Here is a 16,132-nt window from a genome sequence, read left to right as displayed (position 1 = left end):
ATTATTCATAAATATATATATTTATTACAAAAATCTTAATTTGCCTCAATTTTCTTACAATAAAGAATTTATTGTTGATATTGTTAATATTTAGACATATAATATTTATATAATAGTTGTTATTAACTAATATTTATTTAAAGGAAGGTGTTAACTTGAAAGCATTAGAGTTAAAAAAAGATATACATTGGGTTGGTGCTTTAGACCCAAACTTAAGAGTTTTTGACATAATTATGTACACACCTTATGGTACAAGCTATAATTCTTATGTAGTTAAAGGGAGCGAGAAGACAGCTGTTTTCGAAACAGTTAAAGTAGAGTTCTTTGATCAATATATTGAAAGACTTAAAGATTTAGATATAGATATTAATAATATTGATTATATAGTAGTAGATCACACAGAGCCAGATCATGCTGGATCAGTTGCAAATTTGTTAGAAATTTCACCAAATGCTAAGGTTGTTGGATCTGCTCCAGCTATAAAATTCTTAAAAGAAATAGTTAATAGAGATTTTGAATCAATTGTTGTAGGTGATGGGGATACTCTAGGATTGGGAAACAAAACTTTACAATTCATATCAGCTCCATTCTTACATTGGCCTGATTCTATATATACTTACATTCCTGAAGATGAGGTATTAATCACTTGTGACTCGTTTGGAGCTCACTACTCATCTGAAGCAGTACTCAATAGCAATGTAGAAAATAAAGAAAATTACATGGAAGCATTAAAATATTATTTTGATTGTATTTTCGGACCATATAAGCAATATGTTTTAAGTGCTATTAAAAAAATAGAAAATCTAAAAATCGATATGATTTTACCTGGTCATGGACCTGTTTTAATAGAAAATCCTATGGAAATAGTTGAGTATTACAGAACATGGAGTACCACAAAAATCCCATCTTCTGCCGAAAAGAAAATAGTAACTATTCCATATGTTTCAGCTTATGGTTATACTGCCTCACTAGCAAAGAAAATTGCAGAAGGTATTGAAGCTGCTGGAAATATAGAAGTTAGATTATTTAATGCTATTGAACATGAATTGAATGATATAGTTACTAGCATTGGAGAGTCTGCAGGATTCTTATGTGGTTCACCTACTATAGTTGGAGAATTACTTGAGCCAATTCGTGATATTCTTTCGAAGTTAAATCCAGTAATCCATGGCGGAAAATTAGCTGGTGCTTTTGGATCTTATGGATGGAGTGGTGAAGCTGTTCCTAGAATGGAAACTAGACTGAAAGAGTTAAATATGAAACTTTACCCAAGTATCAAAATCAATTTTAAGCCATCTGATAATGAATTAAATGAAGCTTTTGAATATGGATTAAATTTCGGTAAAATCTTACTTGGAGAAAAAGTTCTTGAAACTGAATCTAACGCTCCTAATAAAGAATCTACGACTTCTAAAGAAACTACCAAGTCTACAGGTGGTTTAAAGCTTTGGAAATGCGTAATCTGTGGAGAAATAATAGAGTCTGAAACTGTTCCTGAATATTGCCCTGTCTGTGGTGCTGGAAGTGATCAGTTTATAGAGGTTCAAAAAGAGATTACGACTTATAAGATAGATAAAGAAGAAACATATGTAATTATAGGTAATGGTGCCGCTGGATTCTACGCCGCTAATGCTATTAAAGAAAGAAACGCAAGTGCCATTATAAAATTAATTTCAAATGAACCTGTTCACTCATATGTAAGAACTCAACTCTCTGACTTAATCACTGATGATATTACTGAGTCATTCTATCTTGCTAGAGCAAACTGGTATAAAGAAAATAATATTATAGAAATTCTTGGTGTTAATGTTGATAGTATCGATAGAGAAAATAAACTTGTTAGATTAGATAATAAGCAAGGTGTTCATTATGATAAATTAATTTTAGCTAATGGTAGTTATAATTTTGTTCCACCTACCACTGTTAAACTAAATGATTCAGATGTTGAGATTAATTCTTGGACTTACAACACTATAAAAGGTATTCACACAATAAAAAAACTTGCTGATGTTAAAGCTATTAAAGAGGATTTACCAGAAGCTGAGAATGTTGTTATTATTGGTGGCGGATTATTAGGACTGGAAGCAGCGTGGGAAATTCAAAAACGTAACATAAATGTTACTGTTATTGAATTAGCTGATAGGATGTTACCTCGTCAATTAGATACTGATGGGTCTAATTTATTTGAAAGTTTAGTAAATAAAACACCTGTTAAGGTCCTTTTAGGATCAGCTGTAGACTTTATAAATGCAGATGACAATGGCGTTAAATCAATTCAATTAAAGAGTGGAGAAATAATAAATGCAGATGCTGTTATCTTCTCTGTTGGTGTTAGATCTAATATATTCTTAGCTCAACCTTCTGGAATTAAGTGTAACAGAGGTGTTATTGTAAATGAATATATGCAAACAAACTTCAATGAAATATATGCCTGTGGTGACATTGCCGAATATGATGGAGTATATTACGGAAATTGGCCTGCTGCTATAGAAATGGGAAAAGTTGCGGGTGCTAATGCAACTGGAGATAAAGTAAAATTTGAAAAATTTGTTTCATCAACAATTTTCCAAGCAATGAATACAGAGGTATTCTCAGCTGGAACTATTAATTTTGATGATCCATCATTAGAGAAAGTAGGTTATTTAGATAGCTTAAATAATAAATACTCTAAATTATTCTTCAAAAATAATAAGCTAGTTGGTGGTATATTAATTGGTGATGTGAAATCTTCCGTTAAGATTATGGAAGGTATTCAAAATGGAGAAAATAAAGCAACAGTTTTAAGCAAAGGTACTATCTAGATAATTAACAAGGAGCTGTATTGATATTACACAATACAGCTCCTTAATTTTATTTATTTCAATTTATATTCAATTCTTTAGTTAGTTTGCTAAATCATCGCCAAAATTATTTTCTGCTGTGTTATTTTCTTTTTCCGTTTTCCTACCACCAACAAATTTAAAATCTTCAGCTACAACTTCTGCAATATACTTTTTATTGCCTTCTTTATCTTCATAGCTACCAGTTCTTAATCTTCCACTTAAACTTATATAGCTGCCTTTTTTTAAATATTGACATACTACCTCTGCTTTTCTACCCCAAAAAGTAACTGGAATTAAATCTGCCTTTCTTGTTCCATCTTGAGCCTTAAAGTTTCTATCTACTGCAATAATAAATCTGCTAAATAATTTATTGCCATCTTCTAAGGTTCTAAGTTCAGGGTCTTTTATTAATTTACCTAGTAATACAATTTTATTCATTTTTACACCTCCTGAATATTTCTTCTTTGATTATATCCACTTAATTTTTTTCTATTCAGGATTTATACAGATTATTGCTTAATATATTATAAAAATATATACTTTGTTATTTTCAGGCTAAGTTATCTTTTATTTTAATATGATTTTATAAATTTGAATTGGAGTTTAAAGTAATTAATTTATTATCTTTTTGTTATACCTAAAACAGAATTAAATTCTGCACCAACAATTAACATCAAAGATGTAATATATAACCAAGTCATAAGTACAAATACTGCTCCTATACTTCCATATAATCTAGAGTAATTAGCAATATTATTTATATAATATGAAAATCCTAATGATACTACTATCCAGCCTAATGTACTAACTATTGCACCCGGATAAACTTCCCTCCATGATATCTTTTTCGCTGGTGCATATCTGTAAATACTAGCAAATATGAATATCATTATCAAAATTACTATTATAAATCTACTTATATTCCATAAACGAGTGATGAAATCTTCAAACGGCACTATGGATATAATATACTCTCCTATTACTTCACCGAATACCAGCATTGCAAGTGTTACCATTATAACTAGAACTAATGCCATGGTAAAAATTATAGCTACAAAAGCTCTCTTAATAAAGGATCTAGTATCTTTTATGTTGTATGCTTTATTTAATCCCTTAATAACAGCTCTAAATCCTGATGATGCTGACCAAACAGTAAGAGCGATAGATGCTCCTAATAATCCTGCATATTGATTCTCTACTAATTCTACTACTGTTACATCTATTAAACTGAAAACATTATTAGGTAAAATTGCTCTTAATCCATCTAGTATATCTGCAGAATTTAATCTGCTGAATCCAACCACTGTCATTAAGAATATTAAAAAAGGAAAAAAGGATAACATTAAATAGTATGCTAGCTGTGCACCTAATGCAAAAATATCATCATTTCTTACTTTTACGATAAAATATATAATTCCATCTAAAAATGATTTTTTATTTTCATTTTCTTTATTCATTCAATCACCCATTAATAATTTTTCTAATTACTATTTTTATTACTTTATATATGATACTACATTATCCCATAATTTATAAGCATAATAACTATTTCTTTATAAAAAACTTCCATTATAGTATAATTTTCATATATGTTTATAAATATGAAAGGGTGTTCTTATGAAATACATATTAGAAAATGAAAATGTAAAAATATCTGCAGATACTTTTGGCGGTGAACTTAACAATTTAATTTCAAAAAAAGATAATACTGAATACTTATGGAATGGTGATGAAAAGTATTGGAAGTATCATTCTCCTATTTTATTTCCTATAGTAGGTAAGGTTCTTAATAATAAATATAGAGCTGAAGGAAACGAATATGAACTTCCACAGCATGGGCTCGCAAGAACAAGAGAATTTAATATAGTAGAAAATGATGAAAATCATATCGTCTTCGAACTTTTATGGTCAGAGGATACTTTAAAACTTTATCCTTACAAATTTTCTCTAAGACTATCTTATGAATTATTAGAAAATGGCGTTAAGGTTGGATATAATGTTAAAAACCTTGATGATAAAGATATTTATTTTTCAATAGGTGGTCATCCAGCTTTTATATGCCCTCTATTTGATGGAGAAAAGTTTGAAGATTATTATTTTGAATTTAACCAAAAAGAAAATATCGGTACTATGGAATTAGACGCTAATAAAGGATACTTTACTGGTAAAACAAATGAATTCTTTAATAATTCAAACTTAATTAATTTAAGCCTAGATTTATTCAAGTATGATGCCTTAGTATTTAATGGATTAAAATCTAATCTAATTACATTAAAGTCTGATAAAAATACTAGAGAATTAACGATGGATTTCTCCGGATTCCCTTACTTAGCTCTATGGACTAAGCCTACAGGTGCACCTTTTGTATGTATTGAACCTTGGTATGGGCATGCAGATTATGCTGACTTTACTGGTGAATTGAAAGATAAAGAAGGAATAGAAAAACTATCTATTGGTAGTGAATTTAATGCTGAATATAAATTATTTATAAAATAGTGTAAATATAATAGAGTTTGTGCGAAATAATACTACTTTCACACAAACTCTATTTTAATTTGTTATAGCAATTGCTCTTACTGGCGATGCATCACCATTTTCTATCTTTAATGGAGTTGCTACCAATGTAATCTCTTCATCAACAACTTTATCTAAATTGGCCATATTTTCAATTATTAACATTCCTCTAGATAGTATAGTATTATGAACTTCGAAATCTATACTATCAAAAGAATCTATTGATATGGTATCAGTACCTATACCTCTAATATTAAAACTACATAACCATCTAGCTGCTTCCTCTGTTAGAGTAGGATAACCTTGTAAATAACTACTACTTCCCCAATGCTTATCCCAACCCGTTTTTAGTATAACAAAATCACAATTACTTATTTTATCACTAAAAATTATTAAATCTTCTATATCTATAATTTTTAGATTTGAAACATCTAAAATAACTGCAATTCCAATAAAATCATTTATATTAAATTCATCTATTGTCTTCCCCTTGTTGATCATATGACTTGGAGCATCTATATGAGTTCCTGTATGCGTACATAGCCTTAGTAATTTTTCATTATATCCATCCTTTTCTATAGATGCTATATCATAAGATTCAAATCTTTCATCCTTTGTATATGTACTCATATTACTATTTATAGTATGACTTAAATCAATAACCTTCATAATCCCTCTCCTTTATTCTATTAATCCCCATTCCTTTGGAAGTAAACTTCTATATTTTAATGTATAATATCTGTCATCTATAAGTAGTATTCTTCCTTTATCTGTTTCAGTTCTTATAACTCTACCTACTGCTTGCATAACCTTATTTATACCTGGATAAATATATGCATAGTCAAAGCCTTTATCTTCATAATAATCTTTAACTATATCTCCCTCATTCGATATTTTAGGAAATCCAACTCCAACTATTATGCTTCCTATTAGCCTTTTTCCAGGCAAATCTATCCCTTCTGAAAAAACCCCTCCTATTACACAAAATGCTAATATATTAGAATCTTCCTCAAACTTATTTAGGAATTCTTCTCTTTCAGTTTCTGTTAACACTTCCCCCTGACAAAGCATATTTTCATCACCATACAATTCTTTATATCTTTCATATATTTTATTCAAGTATTGATATGATGGTAAAAAAACCATATAATTTCCTATTTCCTCTTCCTTAAATTTATAAATTAAATTACACAAATTATCTATATTATTTTCTCTTTGTCTAAATCTCATATTTAACGGATGACCATATACTTTTAAATTTTCCTTTCTAAAAGGAGATGGAAGCTTCATTCTATAACTTTTATCATTTCCTCCTAGTAAATCAATATAATAATTAATCGGTGTCAGTGTAGCAGAAAAAATTGTTGTTGAATAACTCCCTTGAACTATCTTAGATAAATTCTTAGAAGGATTAACACAAAACAGCTTAACTTTTACATCATTTTGAATTAATTCAACTAAAGTTACATATTCCTTATCATAGAGCTCTGATATTGATATGAATGCCTTAACTTCAAAATAAAGATCTCTAATCTCATCATATCCTTCTGTATTAACGGCTTTTATTAAATATTCATCACTCTCACTTAAAAATACCCTTAGTAGTTTATATAATTCTTTATACTCGTCTTTTTTATATATACTATTAGCTTCTGTTTCCTGAAGTTCCTTCCTTATTTCAATTAAATACTTATTTATTGAATTTAATGCTTTATATATGTTAGGTGCTTTTCCCTTAATAGTTTTACTTGCTTTTAAGATCTTCTCTTTATATATTTCTGCACTAAACATGCTTCTAGATCTATCCACAAGATTATGTCCTTCATCCACAAGTAATATATTATTATTCACATCTTCTTCAAAGAACCTTTTTAATCTAGCTCTAGGGTCGAAGGCATAGTTATAGTCACATATTATTAAATCACACCAAAGACTTAAATCTAAAGCCAATTCAAAGGGACATAATTTCTCTCTTTTTGCATATTCCTCTATTCTTTCCCTACTAAAGATATCTTCTTCTTTTATAATTTTAAATATTGCATCATTTACTTTATCATAATAATTTAATGCATATTCACAATTCTCTGGATTACATCTTGCCTTATCTTTAAAGCATATTTTTTCCTTTGCAGTCAAAGTTATACTTTTACATTTAAGTCCTGTGCTTTTTAGTTTATTCACTGCTTCTTCAGCTACAGTCCTTGTTATTGTCTTTGCAGTCAAATATACTATCCTTTCTCCCCTACCTTCTCCTAATGATTTTATTGCTGGGAAAATAGTAGATATAGTTTTTCCTATACCTGTTGGTGCTTGTGCAAATAAGACTGCTTTTTCTTTTATTGTATTAAAACATGTTACTGCTAATTCTTTTTGTCCTTTTCTATAACTTTCAAAGGGGAATTTTAAAAGCTTTATACTTTTATTTCTATCTTTTAATAATTCAGATTTCAATAATACCCACTTTTTATATTCATTAATAATATCAAAAACAAATTTTTCTAAATCCTTTATATTAAATTCCTTATCAAAACTCTTCACTTCATCTGTTTCTATATTATAATAACTTAGCCTTATTTTAATCTTTTCTAATTTATTCTGTTTAGAATATATGTACGCATAAAATTTAGCTTGGGCCCAATGCAATTCATTATAATCTTCATCTATAAGTACTAAAGACTTCATCGTAGACTTTATTTCCTCTATGTAAATGCCCTCATTTTCAATTATGATTCCATCAGCTCTTCCATCTAATATTAACGTTACATTATCTATTTGAAATTCTTCTTGTAATCTAACTTCTTTTTGATAGTTTTCATATAACTTTTCATTGCTATTTTGAAGCTTTTGATGAGCTAGAGTTCCTTCTAAAGCTCGTGTACTACCTGTATATCTATCATCAATACTTCCTCGCTTCAAAACATATTCAATAATTCCTCTAACTGATTCTTTAATAACAATTTCATTCTTCATTAAAGTTCTTCCTATCTTCATATTTTACTTATATTATAATCTTAATAATATATAATTAATAGTTTATATAAATAAAAATTAAGGGGTACTTATATCTTTATTCATTAATATAAGTATCCCTTAATTTTTATTTAATTGAATTAATAGTTTGAGATAAATTGTTTATGCTATTAGTAAGTCCCTCTAGTTTTATCTCAATCCTAACTAAAAGATAAACAGATATAGCTATTGGAAATCCTATATTAGCAATCAAATCAACTAATTCTTTCATAAAATCACCTCACTTATTATATACGTTAACAAGTAAGGTATTTTTAAATTTATTATTCTGAATGATATTCATTAACAATTTTTTGCACTAATTTTTTTATTGCACTTGCTTGAGCAATTAAAGACATTACTATAACAAATGTTCTAATACTATTCTCATCTTTTTCATTTAATTTTAGTTCTGAAATTATATTATCTAATTTTTCTTCATCTACCGCTGGTTTACTTAGAAAATCTTTAAAACTTTCACTTTGAGTTTCTGAAAATATTTTATAAGCATCTTCCCAAGATATAATGTCATCTGACCTATCATTAATTTCATTAAATGCTAAACTAAATACCTTTTTAATCTCTTCTGTAGTAAGTACAGGCCTCATATAGCTCAATAAAACTAATTGAACTAAATGAATTTTAGTATATCCTCTTTTTTTCCCATCTTCAGGTTTACTAATAACCTCACTTTTTATATAATTCTGAACTATATTGTTAGTGTATTTATCCTCAATGAATTTATCATTTAAAAAATCGATAACTTGAGACAAAAAAAGATCGTATTTCGGTAAATCATCATAGGTAATCATCGTACCATTAGCCATATCTTCCGCAACATCTTTTATATAATTAGTATCAATTTTCTTTACCATTATATCCACCTCTATGCTTAATTATTAATTTAATTATATAGTATATATAAACTTATTACAAGTTATTTCTATCTCTATAAATTCATTGTATATATTCCTATCAATATTATTTACATTTTTTTCTTTTTTTATTAGTATTTTTTTAATAAAGATTTTAAAAATTTATGTTTTATATCTATAAATCAAGTAGACAAGCCATTCTACATTTTTTTGCTATTTTTTTGGAAATTTGATTGTTTTGTATTGACTTTTCTAATATATGGTAGTATATTGTAATTAGAAATAAATTTTTATAAAAATAATGTAATTTTATAAAAATTTTTGTTTTTTTATTGACTTTTAATTACATTTTTAGTAATATTAACATTGCGCGATGTCGAAACTTGTTTAAGGAGGGTGTTTAATGAAATCAACTGGAGTTGTAAGAAGAGTAGATGAACTTGGAAGAATAGTTATTCCAATAGAATTAAGAAGAACATTAGATATAGCAGAAAAGGATGCTTTAGAAATCTATGTAGATGGTGAACAAATCATCTTAAAGAAATATGAGCCTGCTTGTATATTCTGTGGAGATGCTAGAGATGTTGTTAACTACAAAGGTAAAAACATCTGTAAAAACTGTTTAACTGAATTAAAAAAGTAATCTTAATTTAATCCCCTATATGATATACATATAGGGGATTAAACTCTTAATTATATTTCTGTCGAATGCTTATACACTTCTTTTTTAGCTAAACCTCTTTCTTTAGCTACTATTTTTATAGCTTCTTTCTTATCTACTCCTTTTTCTATAATCATAAGTAAATGTTCTTCTATACTTAAAGAACTCCATTTTGCATCTTTTTCTGCTTTAATATCTTCATCAGACTTGCCTTCAATAACTAAAACAAACTCTCCTCTTGGCCTGTTCTCAGTAAAAAATTCTAACCCTTCTGATATTTTTCCTCTATAAATTTCTTCATGCAACTTAGTAAGTTCTCTACAAATTGCTATCTTTCTATTTCCCAAACTATCTTTAAGGTATTCAAGAGTATTAAGTAATCTGTGAGGCGCTTCATAAAATATTATTGTATCTCTTACATTTTTTATTTCTTCAATTATAGGATTTCTATCCTTATTTTCTCGGGGCAAAAATCCTCTAAACATAAACTTACTAGTATCTAAGCCAGAGTACACCAAAGCTGTAGTAATAGCTGTTGCTCCAGGTAAAACTTCAAATTCTATTCCCTCTTCTATACATCTTTCGACTATTACGCTTCCTGGATCAGAAATCCCAGGGGTTCCAGCATCCGTAATCAATGCAATATTCAATCCGTTCTTAAGTTTATTTATTATATCTAAACTCTTACCTTGTTCATTATGCATATGATAACTAAACAAACTCTTTTTAATATCAAAGTGATTTAAAAGTTTTAAACTTGTTCTTGTATCTTCAGCTGCTATCTCATCAACACTTTTTAAAACATCTAAAGCTCTTAAAGTTATATCCTTTAAATTCCCTATAGGCGTAGGAACTAAATATAATTTCCCTATTTTCATTCTTAATCCTCCCTACCGTAAATTCTATTTATTTCTTTAGTATAAGTTCCATCTTCATTATATACATATATAGGAGCTTCCCATTTCAAATATGCTCCTCCATCACGTTGACCTTCTACTAAAACTATATTTGGAGCCTTATTAATATTAGGTTGTATCATTTGAACTCTCTTAGGTTCTATCTTATACTTTCTCATAAGCTCAAATATATCAATTAACCTTTCTGGTCTATGTACTATATAAATCCTTCCATTATCTTTTAAAAGCCTTCTAGCAGCTATTATGACATCTTCTAATGTACATAGAATCTCATGTCTAGCAATTGCTAACTTATCATCTGGATTTAATATTCCTGAATTATTCAACTTATATGGTGGGTTTACTGTCAAAGCATCAAAAGTTCCTAAAGATTTTAATAATGATATATCTTTTAAATCACCATTAATGAATTTTACTATACCATCTAGTTCATTATAACTACTACTTCTATTAGCCATTTCTACCATATCATCTTGAATTTCAACACCAATAACTTCTTGTGGCTTATATTTACCGTATAATAAAAATGGAATTATCCCTGTACCTGTGCATAAATCTATAACTCTATGCTTCTTTTTTATATTAGCAAAATGAGATAATAAAACAGCATCTACTCCAAATCTAAAACCTTGTTTTTTTTGGATTAAATACAAATTATCTAACTGTAAATCATCTATTGATTCATCTTCTAATAATTTTATCTCTTTATTCATTTATTTCCCTCTATCTACTATTTTTATATACTGATTATTTCATTATTTAATGATAATTAAAATCTATTAAATTATATCATAATTTATAATTCCCTATACATAAAAATAAACTCCGTCTAAACGACGGAGTTTATTTAATTAATATCAACTTTTTAATTAAAGTACTCTTCTTGCAGCATAGAATGATGTTACAGGCGATACTTTAACGCTTTGACCCGGTTGTGGAGCATGTATATATTGGCCTCCACCAACATATATTCCAACATGGTCTAATCCATAAGTAAATACTAAATCACCTGGTTGTAATTCACCATAAGAAACTGGTGTACCAACATTAATTTGTGAATATGTTGTTCTTGATATTTCTATTCCTGCTGCATTTCTAAATACATAGCTTGTAAATCCTGAACAGTCAAATGCATTTGGTCCTGTTGCTCCATATACATATGGTGTTCCTATAAATCCATATGCATAATCTACTATAGCATTTCCTGTAGCTGATGTTTCACCTCTATTAGGCTGATTAGCTGCTTCTTGTTGAGCTTGTAAATCAGCTACTTTGATTTTTGCAGCTTCTATAGCATTATTTACTTCTTCAACAACTATAGGACTTTTTAATTGCTCATCCCTAATATTTCTTAATTGGCTAATAGCGCTTTGAAGTTCTGAGATATCATTAGACGATCCTAAAACCCCCATTTGATATTGTACTAAGCTTCTTTCAGCAACAGATAAATATTCTGCATCAAATTTTTCTTGTTCAGCTTGTGCCTCAGAAATAAGAACCTCTTGTTCTTTCTTCTTACCTTCAAATTCAGCTAATACTTTATTAGTCTCATCATTAATCTTAGCTATTTCATTAGACTTCTCTTCTAATGAAGCAACTTTTTCATCCAATTTTTCTTTCTTATCAAGTAAATCTTTTACTATTTTCTTGTCAATATTTACAAGTCTACTAGCAGAGTCTATCTTTGTGATAAGATCACTAAAGCTTTCAGCAGTAAATAATAGAGTTAAATAACTTCCCTGACCGCCTGATTTATATAACTCTCTTAATCTTTTTCCTAACACTTCTTCTTTCTCTTGAATTTCAGCCTTTGAAGCCTCAATTTCCTTGTTAGTATTGCTTATTTCTTGTTTAATAGATTCCATTTGCTTCTTATTATTGTCAACCTTTTCTGCTAATGGTGCTATTTGTTCGTTTAAATTATATATTTTACCTTGAATGTCTTCTATTTTCTTGTTCAATTCGTCATACTTTTGTTGATTTTCTATTACCTCCTGATTAGGAGTAGCAAAAACTGGTGTTACTGAGGTAATTGTTAAAGCTCCAGCTATAACAATCGATAAAATCCTTTTTCTCATACGCGCTGGTCTCTTACGACCATCCCCCTCTCCCTGAATGTTACTTTACCATTATAACACTTATGGTAAGCTTGGACAATGGTAATTTTTAAAAATTATGATAAATAGTGCGTGTAAATGTATACTATACATACTCTTAAAGCTTTTTCATTAATGAAATTAAAGAAGTGCTCTTACTAAAGTATATTTATTTAGTTCAATTTTTATATCCATAATTTATATACATATTGAGATTAGGTTATATATTTTTATATTTTTTAAGTAATTTATTTTGAGTTATTGATAATATTAAAATAACTACAATATAAATTACTATTATGTACTTAGACTTTTCTACAAGGAACATATCTAAGGCTCCTAAAACTGCTCCTATTAAACCCATAGATAAATTAAATATACCATTATAATACATAAAACTATCTGTATCCTTGTATACTCCGCTATCTTTAAAATAGTTTTTTATTTTTTTACTTAGTAATGATATTAATCCAATGATTATAAAACCTAAACTACCTAATAATATTACTAAAGCTGTATTTTTCATTTACTATCCTCCTACTCAAATACTTGCCTATTTTTTACAATTTTAAACAGGCTTTAAAAATATTTTATCAATTATGATTTTTTTTGTAAATTTTTTTATTTGTTAAAATAAAAAAGTGTTGACACACTTATCTATACTTACTATAATTATAATGTACTTCGGGGTGTGGCGCAGATGGGAGCGCGCGTGGTTTGGGACCATGAGGTCGCAGGTTCAATCCCTGTCACCCCGACCATAAAAAAACCTCTCAATTTTGAGAGGTTTTTTTATTTCATAATAATTATTTGAATTTTTTAATAAAATTTATTTCATAATCATTTACAATCTATATAATTATGAAATTCTTGAAATTTATCATCAAATCCAATAGATTTACAAGAAATTAATACTATTGGAATTATTGATATATAAATACACAATATTAATATCCACATAAATCTTATCCCCTTTAATATTTCTATTTAAAATCATTATATTAAAAAGTTCTTATAATAGCTATATTTTTATGAAATTTTTTCATTCGGAGGTAATAAAAAATGGATAAATTTGAAGCAGTAATATTTGATCTAGATGGAACTCTAATAGACTCTATGGGAATATGGTCTCAAATTGATGAAGAATATCTAAGTTCTTTTGGATATGAAGTTCCTCATAATCTTCAAGAAGAAATTACTCATCTTACGCTTACTGAGACAGCAATTTACTTTAAGGAAAGATTTAATATAAAAGATAATATTGAAGATATAATTTCCACTTGGCATTCAATGGCCTTACGTCATTATTCAAATGATATTAAATTAAAAGATAATGTAATACCCTTTTTAACTAAATTAAAAAATAAAGGTATTAAAATAGCTTTAGCAACAAGTAACTCTATACCATTACTTGAAGCAACATTAAAAAACAATGGTATTTATGACTATTTTGATGCTATTAGTACTACAGAGGAAGTTGAAAAATCTAAAGATAATCCAGATATATATTTATTATCAGCAAAGAAGCTTAACATTGCTCCTGAGAAATGCTTAGTATTCGAAGACATTGTACAAGCTGTAAAGGGTGCTAAATTAGCTGGGATGACAGTCTATGCAATACATGATGATAGTTCAGCCCATCAAAAAGAAGAATTAATAAACTTAGCTGATAAATATATTCTTAACTTTAAAGAACTAATATAAAAAATGTATGAAATATTAATATTTCATACATTTTTTTGCTATGCTCTAGTTACTCCATATTTATTTTCTAGCTCTTTAACAACATCTAAATACTTTCTTTGTTGTGCATCTTGAAGTAACTTGTTTACAATTTGACTCTTAACATCCTCAAATTTAGCTTCTTTTCCTTCATTTTTTTCTTCAACCTTTATTAAGTGGTAACCGAATTGAGTTTGAACTGGTTCACTCACTACATTAAGATCTAAATTAAATGCAGCTTCTTCAAACTCAGGAACCATCATACCTCTACCAAAAGAACCTAAATTACCACCTTCTTCTTTAGATGGACAAGTTGAGTATTTTGCTGCTGCCTCTTCAAAACTTAATTCATTTTCATCTAATTCCCTTTTAATTTGCTCACATAAGTCTTTATCTTCAACTAATATATGTTTAGCTGTAACTGTAGGAGGTTGAGTAAATGAACTCTTATTACTATTGTAGTAATTTAATGCATCTTCATCTGTAACTGTCACTTCTAATAATAATTTATTTAAAGTTAATTGAGTTAGAATATCCTTTTCAGCTTGCTTAACATTATCTTCATATTCCGCTGTTTGATCTATTTTCAATTCTTTACCAAGGATATTTAACAATTCAAAAGATACTATTTGTTCTAATAATTGTTTCTTTGCCTCATCAGTACTAAAATATGCTCTCTTATCTTCAGGATATCTTGATATTATATTCTGTAAGTCTGATTCCTTAATTTCGTTACCAGCAACAGTTGCTAAAACCTTATTTTCCATTATATATTCTCCTTTTATTTAAATTTATTAACATCCTTAATTATAACAGAGTTTATCATTAAATATGATAATTTTTATTAATAAATCTAAATTAATCTATTTAACTGTTATTTCTTGATAATAATAATTATTAGTATTATAATGTATTTGATATAAGGAGGTATTAAAATGCAAATAGGAAATTTAGCGCCAGATTTCACACTTATGGGATCTGATGGAAAAGAACATAAATTAAGTGATTATAGAGGTAAAAAGGTAGTATTATACTTCTATCCTAAGGACAACACTCCTGGATGTACTACTGAAGCATGTGATTTTAGAGATAATATACATCAAATAAATAATTTAAACGCAGTAGTTCTTGGAATAAGTAAAGATAACATAAATTCACATAATAAATTCATTGAAAAGTTCAATTTACCATTTGTTCTTCTAAGTGATGAAGATAAAATTGTATGTGACCTATACGATGTAATTAAAGAAAAGAATATGTACGGAAAGAAGGTACTTGGTATAGAAAGAAGTACTTTTATAATTGATGAAGATGGCACCCTTATAGCAGAATTTAGAAAAGTTAAGGTTAAAGGTCATATAGAAGAAGTCTTAAATAGTCTTTAATAAAATAATATTTTTAAATATAAAAAAGCACTAACTATGTTAGTGCTTTTTTATCTGGTGGCTCGACCAGGAATCGAACCAGGGACACGAGGATTTTCAGTCCTCTGCTCTACCGACTGAGCTATCGAGCC

At 28.1% G+C, this 16,132-nt stretch carries 16 protein-coding genes and 2 tRNA genes; 6 read left to right on the top strand and 12 right to left on the bottom strand.

Going from position 1 to position 16,132, the window contains the following annotated elements; genetic code table 11:
- Positions 1-155: 155 nt before the first annotated feature.
- Positions 156-2,801, top strand: a complete 2,646-nt coding sequence (locus QK892_RS17390; RefSeq protein WP_317274813.1) for an FAD-dependent oxidoreductase — start codon at positions 156-158, stop codon at positions 2,799-2,801.
- 81 nt (positions 2,802-2,882) lie between these two features.
- On the opposite strand, the gene QK892_RS17385 is transcribed toward QK892_RS17390, so the two are convergent.
- The gene (locus tag QK892_RS17385) at positions 2,883-3,260 is read right to left on the bottom strand and encodes a single-stranded DNA-binding protein (protein WP_317274812.1); all 378 of its coding nucleotides are present in this window, start codon (positions 3,258-3,260) and stop codon (positions 2,883-2,885) included.
- Between the two features lie 182 nt (positions 3,261-3,442).
- Complete coding sequence (locus tag QK892_RS17380) at positions 3,443-4,279, bottom strand: YihY/virulence factor BrkB family protein (RefSeq protein ID WP_317274811.1); 837 nt, start codon at positions 4,277-4,279, stop codon at positions 3,443-3,445.
- Between the two features lie 160 nt (positions 4,280-4,439).
- On the opposite strand from QK892_RS17380, the gene QK892_RS17375 reads away from it, so the two are divergent.
- Positions 4,440-5,318, top strand: a complete 879-nt coding sequence (locus QK892_RS17375; RefSeq protein WP_317274810.1) for an aldose 1-epimerase family protein — start codon at positions 4,440-4,442, stop codon at positions 5,316-5,318.
- 54 nt (positions 5,319-5,372) lie between these two features.
- On the opposite strand, the gene QK892_RS17370 is transcribed toward QK892_RS17375, so the two are convergent.
- The 4 genes from QK892_RS17370 to QK892_RS17355 all read right to left on the bottom strand — a co-directional run bounded on the left by QK892_RS17370 (position 5,373) and on the right by QK892_RS17355 (position 9,220).
- A complete protein-coding gene (locus tag QK892_RS17370; protein ID WP_317274809.1) occupies positions 5,373-6,005 on the bottom strand; it encodes a cyclase family protein in 633 nt (210 codons plus the stop codon).
- 12 nt (positions 6,006-6,017) lie between these two features.
- Positions 6,018-8,306: an ATP-dependent DNA helicase gene (locus QK892_RS17365; RefSeq protein WP_317274808.1), complete on the bottom strand. Its 2,289-nt coding sequence runs from the start codon at positions 8,304-8,306 to the stop codon at positions 6,018-6,020.
- A 127-nt stretch (positions 8,307-8,433) separates the two neighbouring features.
- Positions 8,434-8,577 (bottom strand): YvrJ family protein, encoded by a 144-nt coding sequence (locus QK892_RS17360; RefSeq protein WP_317274807.1) that lies wholly within the window; start codon positions 8,575-8,577, stop codon positions 8,434-8,436.
- Positions 8,578-8,629: 52 nt separating this feature from the next.
- Positions 8,630-9,220, bottom strand: a complete 591-nt coding sequence (locus QK892_RS17355; protein ID WP_317274806.1) for a DUF1836 domain-containing protein — start codon at positions 9,218-9,220, stop codon at positions 8,630-8,632.
- 403 nt (positions 9,221-9,623) lie between these two features.
- On the opposite strand from QK892_RS17355, the gene QK892_RS17350 reads away from it, so the two are divergent.
- A complete protein-coding gene (locus tag QK892_RS17350) occupies positions 9,624-9,863 on the top strand; it encodes an AbrB/MazE/SpoVT family DNA-binding domain-containing protein (RefSeq protein ID WP_008676225.1) in 240 nt (79 codons plus the stop codon).
- Positions 9,864-9,913: 50 nt separating this feature from the next.
- Here the strand turns inward: QK892_RS17350 and rsmI are convergent, their stop codons facing one another.
- From rsmI to QK892_RS17330, 4 genes are all read right to left on the bottom strand, one after another.
- The gene (rsmI, locus tag QK892_RS17345) at positions 9,914-10,759 is read right to left on the bottom strand and encodes a 16S rRNA (cytidine(1402)-2'-O)-methyltransferase (protein ID WP_317274805.1); all 846 of its coding nucleotides are present in this window, start codon (positions 10,757-10,759) and stop codon (positions 9,914-9,916) included.
- 2 nt (positions 10,760-10,761) lie between these two features.
- The gene (locus tag QK892_RS17340) at positions 10,762-11,511 is read right to left on the bottom strand and encodes a tRNA1(Val) (adenine(37)-N6)-methyltransferase (RefSeq protein WP_317274804.1); all 750 of its coding nucleotides are present in this window, start codon (positions 11,509-11,511) and stop codon (positions 10,762-10,764) included.
- Positions 11,512-11,667: 156 nt separating this feature from the next.
- Positions 11,668-12,876 carry a C40 family peptidase gene (locus QK892_RS17335; RefSeq protein ID WP_317274803.1) on the bottom strand — a complete coding sequence of 403 codons (1,209 nt, stop codon included), beginning with the start codon at positions 12,874-12,876 and terminating at the stop codon, positions 11,668-11,670.
- A 238-nt stretch (positions 12,877-13,114) separates the two neighbouring features.
- Positions 13,115-13,420, bottom strand: coding sequence for a hypothetical protein (locus QK892_RS17330; RefSeq protein WP_317274802.1), 306 nt, complete (start codon positions 13,418-13,420; stop codon positions 13,115-13,117).
- 159 nt (positions 13,421-13,579) lie between these two features.
- Here QK892_RS17330 and QK892_RS17325 point away from each other — a divergent pair.
- A tRNA-Pro gene (locus tag QK892_RS17325) sits at positions 13,580-13,655 on the top strand.
- 301 nt (positions 13,656-13,956) lie between these two features.
- Positions 13,957-14,598, top strand: coding sequence for an HAD family hydrolase (locus QK892_RS17320; protein WP_317274801.1), 642 nt, complete (start codon positions 13,957-13,959; stop codon positions 14,596-14,598).
- A 38-nt stretch (positions 14,599-14,636) separates the two neighbouring features.
- On the opposite strand, the gene QK892_RS17315 is transcribed toward QK892_RS17320, so the two are convergent.
- Complete coding sequence (locus tag QK892_RS17315) at positions 14,637-15,383, bottom strand: peptidylprolyl isomerase (protein WP_317274799.1); 747 nt, start codon at positions 15,381-15,383, stop codon at positions 14,637-14,639.
- A gap of 168 nt (positions 15,384-15,551) precedes the next feature.
- On the opposite strand from QK892_RS17315, the gene bcp reads away from it, so the two are divergent.
- Entirely contained in the window at positions 15,552-16,001 is a 450-nt protein-coding gene (gene bcp / locus QK892_RS17310; protein ID WP_317274798.1) for a thioredoxin-dependent thiol peroxidase, read from the top strand.
- Between the two features lie 55 nt (positions 16,002-16,056).
- On the opposite strand, the gene QK892_RS17305 is transcribed toward bcp, so the two are convergent.
- Positions 16,057-16,132: transfer RNA gene (locus QK892_RS17305), tRNA-Phe, on the bottom strand.

It is taken from the genome of Clostridium lamae, assembly GCF_033043255.1.
Taxonomy (GTDB): Bacteria; Bacillota; Clostridia; order Clostridiales; family Clostridiaceae; genus Clostridium; species Clostridium lamae.
Note: the sequence above shows the minus strand (reverse complement) of the source record. Positions and strands in the feature narration are given on the sequence as shown.

Bases quoted from the DNA above. Each gene is read 5' to 3' on its own strand.
- QK892_RS17355 (WP_317274806.1), bottom strand. From the start codon at position 9,220: ATGGTAAAGAAAATTGATACTAATTATATAAAAGATGTTGCGGAAGAT.
- QK892_RS17375 (WP_317274810.1), top strand. From the start codon at position 4,440: ATGAAATACATATTAGAAAATGAAAATGTAAAAATATCTGCAGATACT.
- QK892_RS17315 (WP_317274799.1), bottom strand. From the start codon at position 15,383: ATGGAAAATAAGGTTTTAGCAACTGTTGCTGGTAACGAAATTAAGGAA.
- QK892_RS17330 (WP_317274802.1), bottom strand. From the start codon at position 13,420: ATGAAAAATACAGCTTTAGTAATATTATTAGGTAGTTTAGGTTTTATA.
- QK892_RS17350 (WP_008676225.1), top strand. From the start codon at position 9,624: ATGAAATCAACTGGAGTTGTAAGAAGAGTAGATGAACTTGGAAGAATA.
- bcp (WP_317274798.1), top strand. From the start codon at position 15,552: ATGCAAATAGGAAATTTAGCGCCAGATTTCACACTTATGGGATCTGAT.
- QK892_RS17320 (WP_317274801.1), top strand. From the start codon at position 13,957: ATGGATAAATTTGAAGCAGTAATATTTGATCTAGATGGAACTCTAATA.
- rsmI (WP_317274805.1), bottom strand. From the start codon at position 10,759: ATGAAAATAGGGAAATTATATTTAGTTCCTACGCCTATAGGGAATTTA.
- QK892_RS17370 (WP_317274809.1), bottom strand. From the start codon at position 6,005: ATGAAGGTTATTGATTTAAGTCATACTATAAATAGTAATATGAGTACA.
- QK892_RS17360 (WP_317274807.1), bottom strand. From the start codon at position 8,577: ATGAAAGAATTAGTTGATTTGATTGCTAATATAGGATTTCCAATAGCT.
- QK892_RS17385 (WP_317274812.1), bottom strand. From the start codon at position 3,260: ATGAATAAAATTGTATTACTAGGTAAATTAATAAAAGACCCTGAACTT.
- QK892_RS17380 (WP_317274811.1), bottom strand. From the start codon at position 4,279: ATGAATAAAGAAAATGAAAATAAAAAATCATTTTTAGATGGAATTATA.
- QK892_RS17340 (WP_317274804.1), bottom strand. From the start codon at position 11,511: ATGAATAAAGAGATAAAATTATTAGAAGATGAATCAATAGATGATTTA.
- QK892_RS17335 (WP_317274803.1), bottom strand. From the start codon at position 12,876: ATGAGAAAAAGGATTTTATCGATTGTTATAGCTGGAGCTTTAACAATT.
- QK892_RS17365 (WP_317274808.1), bottom strand. From the start codon at position 8,306: ATGAAGAATGAAATTGTTATTAAAGAATCAGTTAGAGGAATTATTGAA.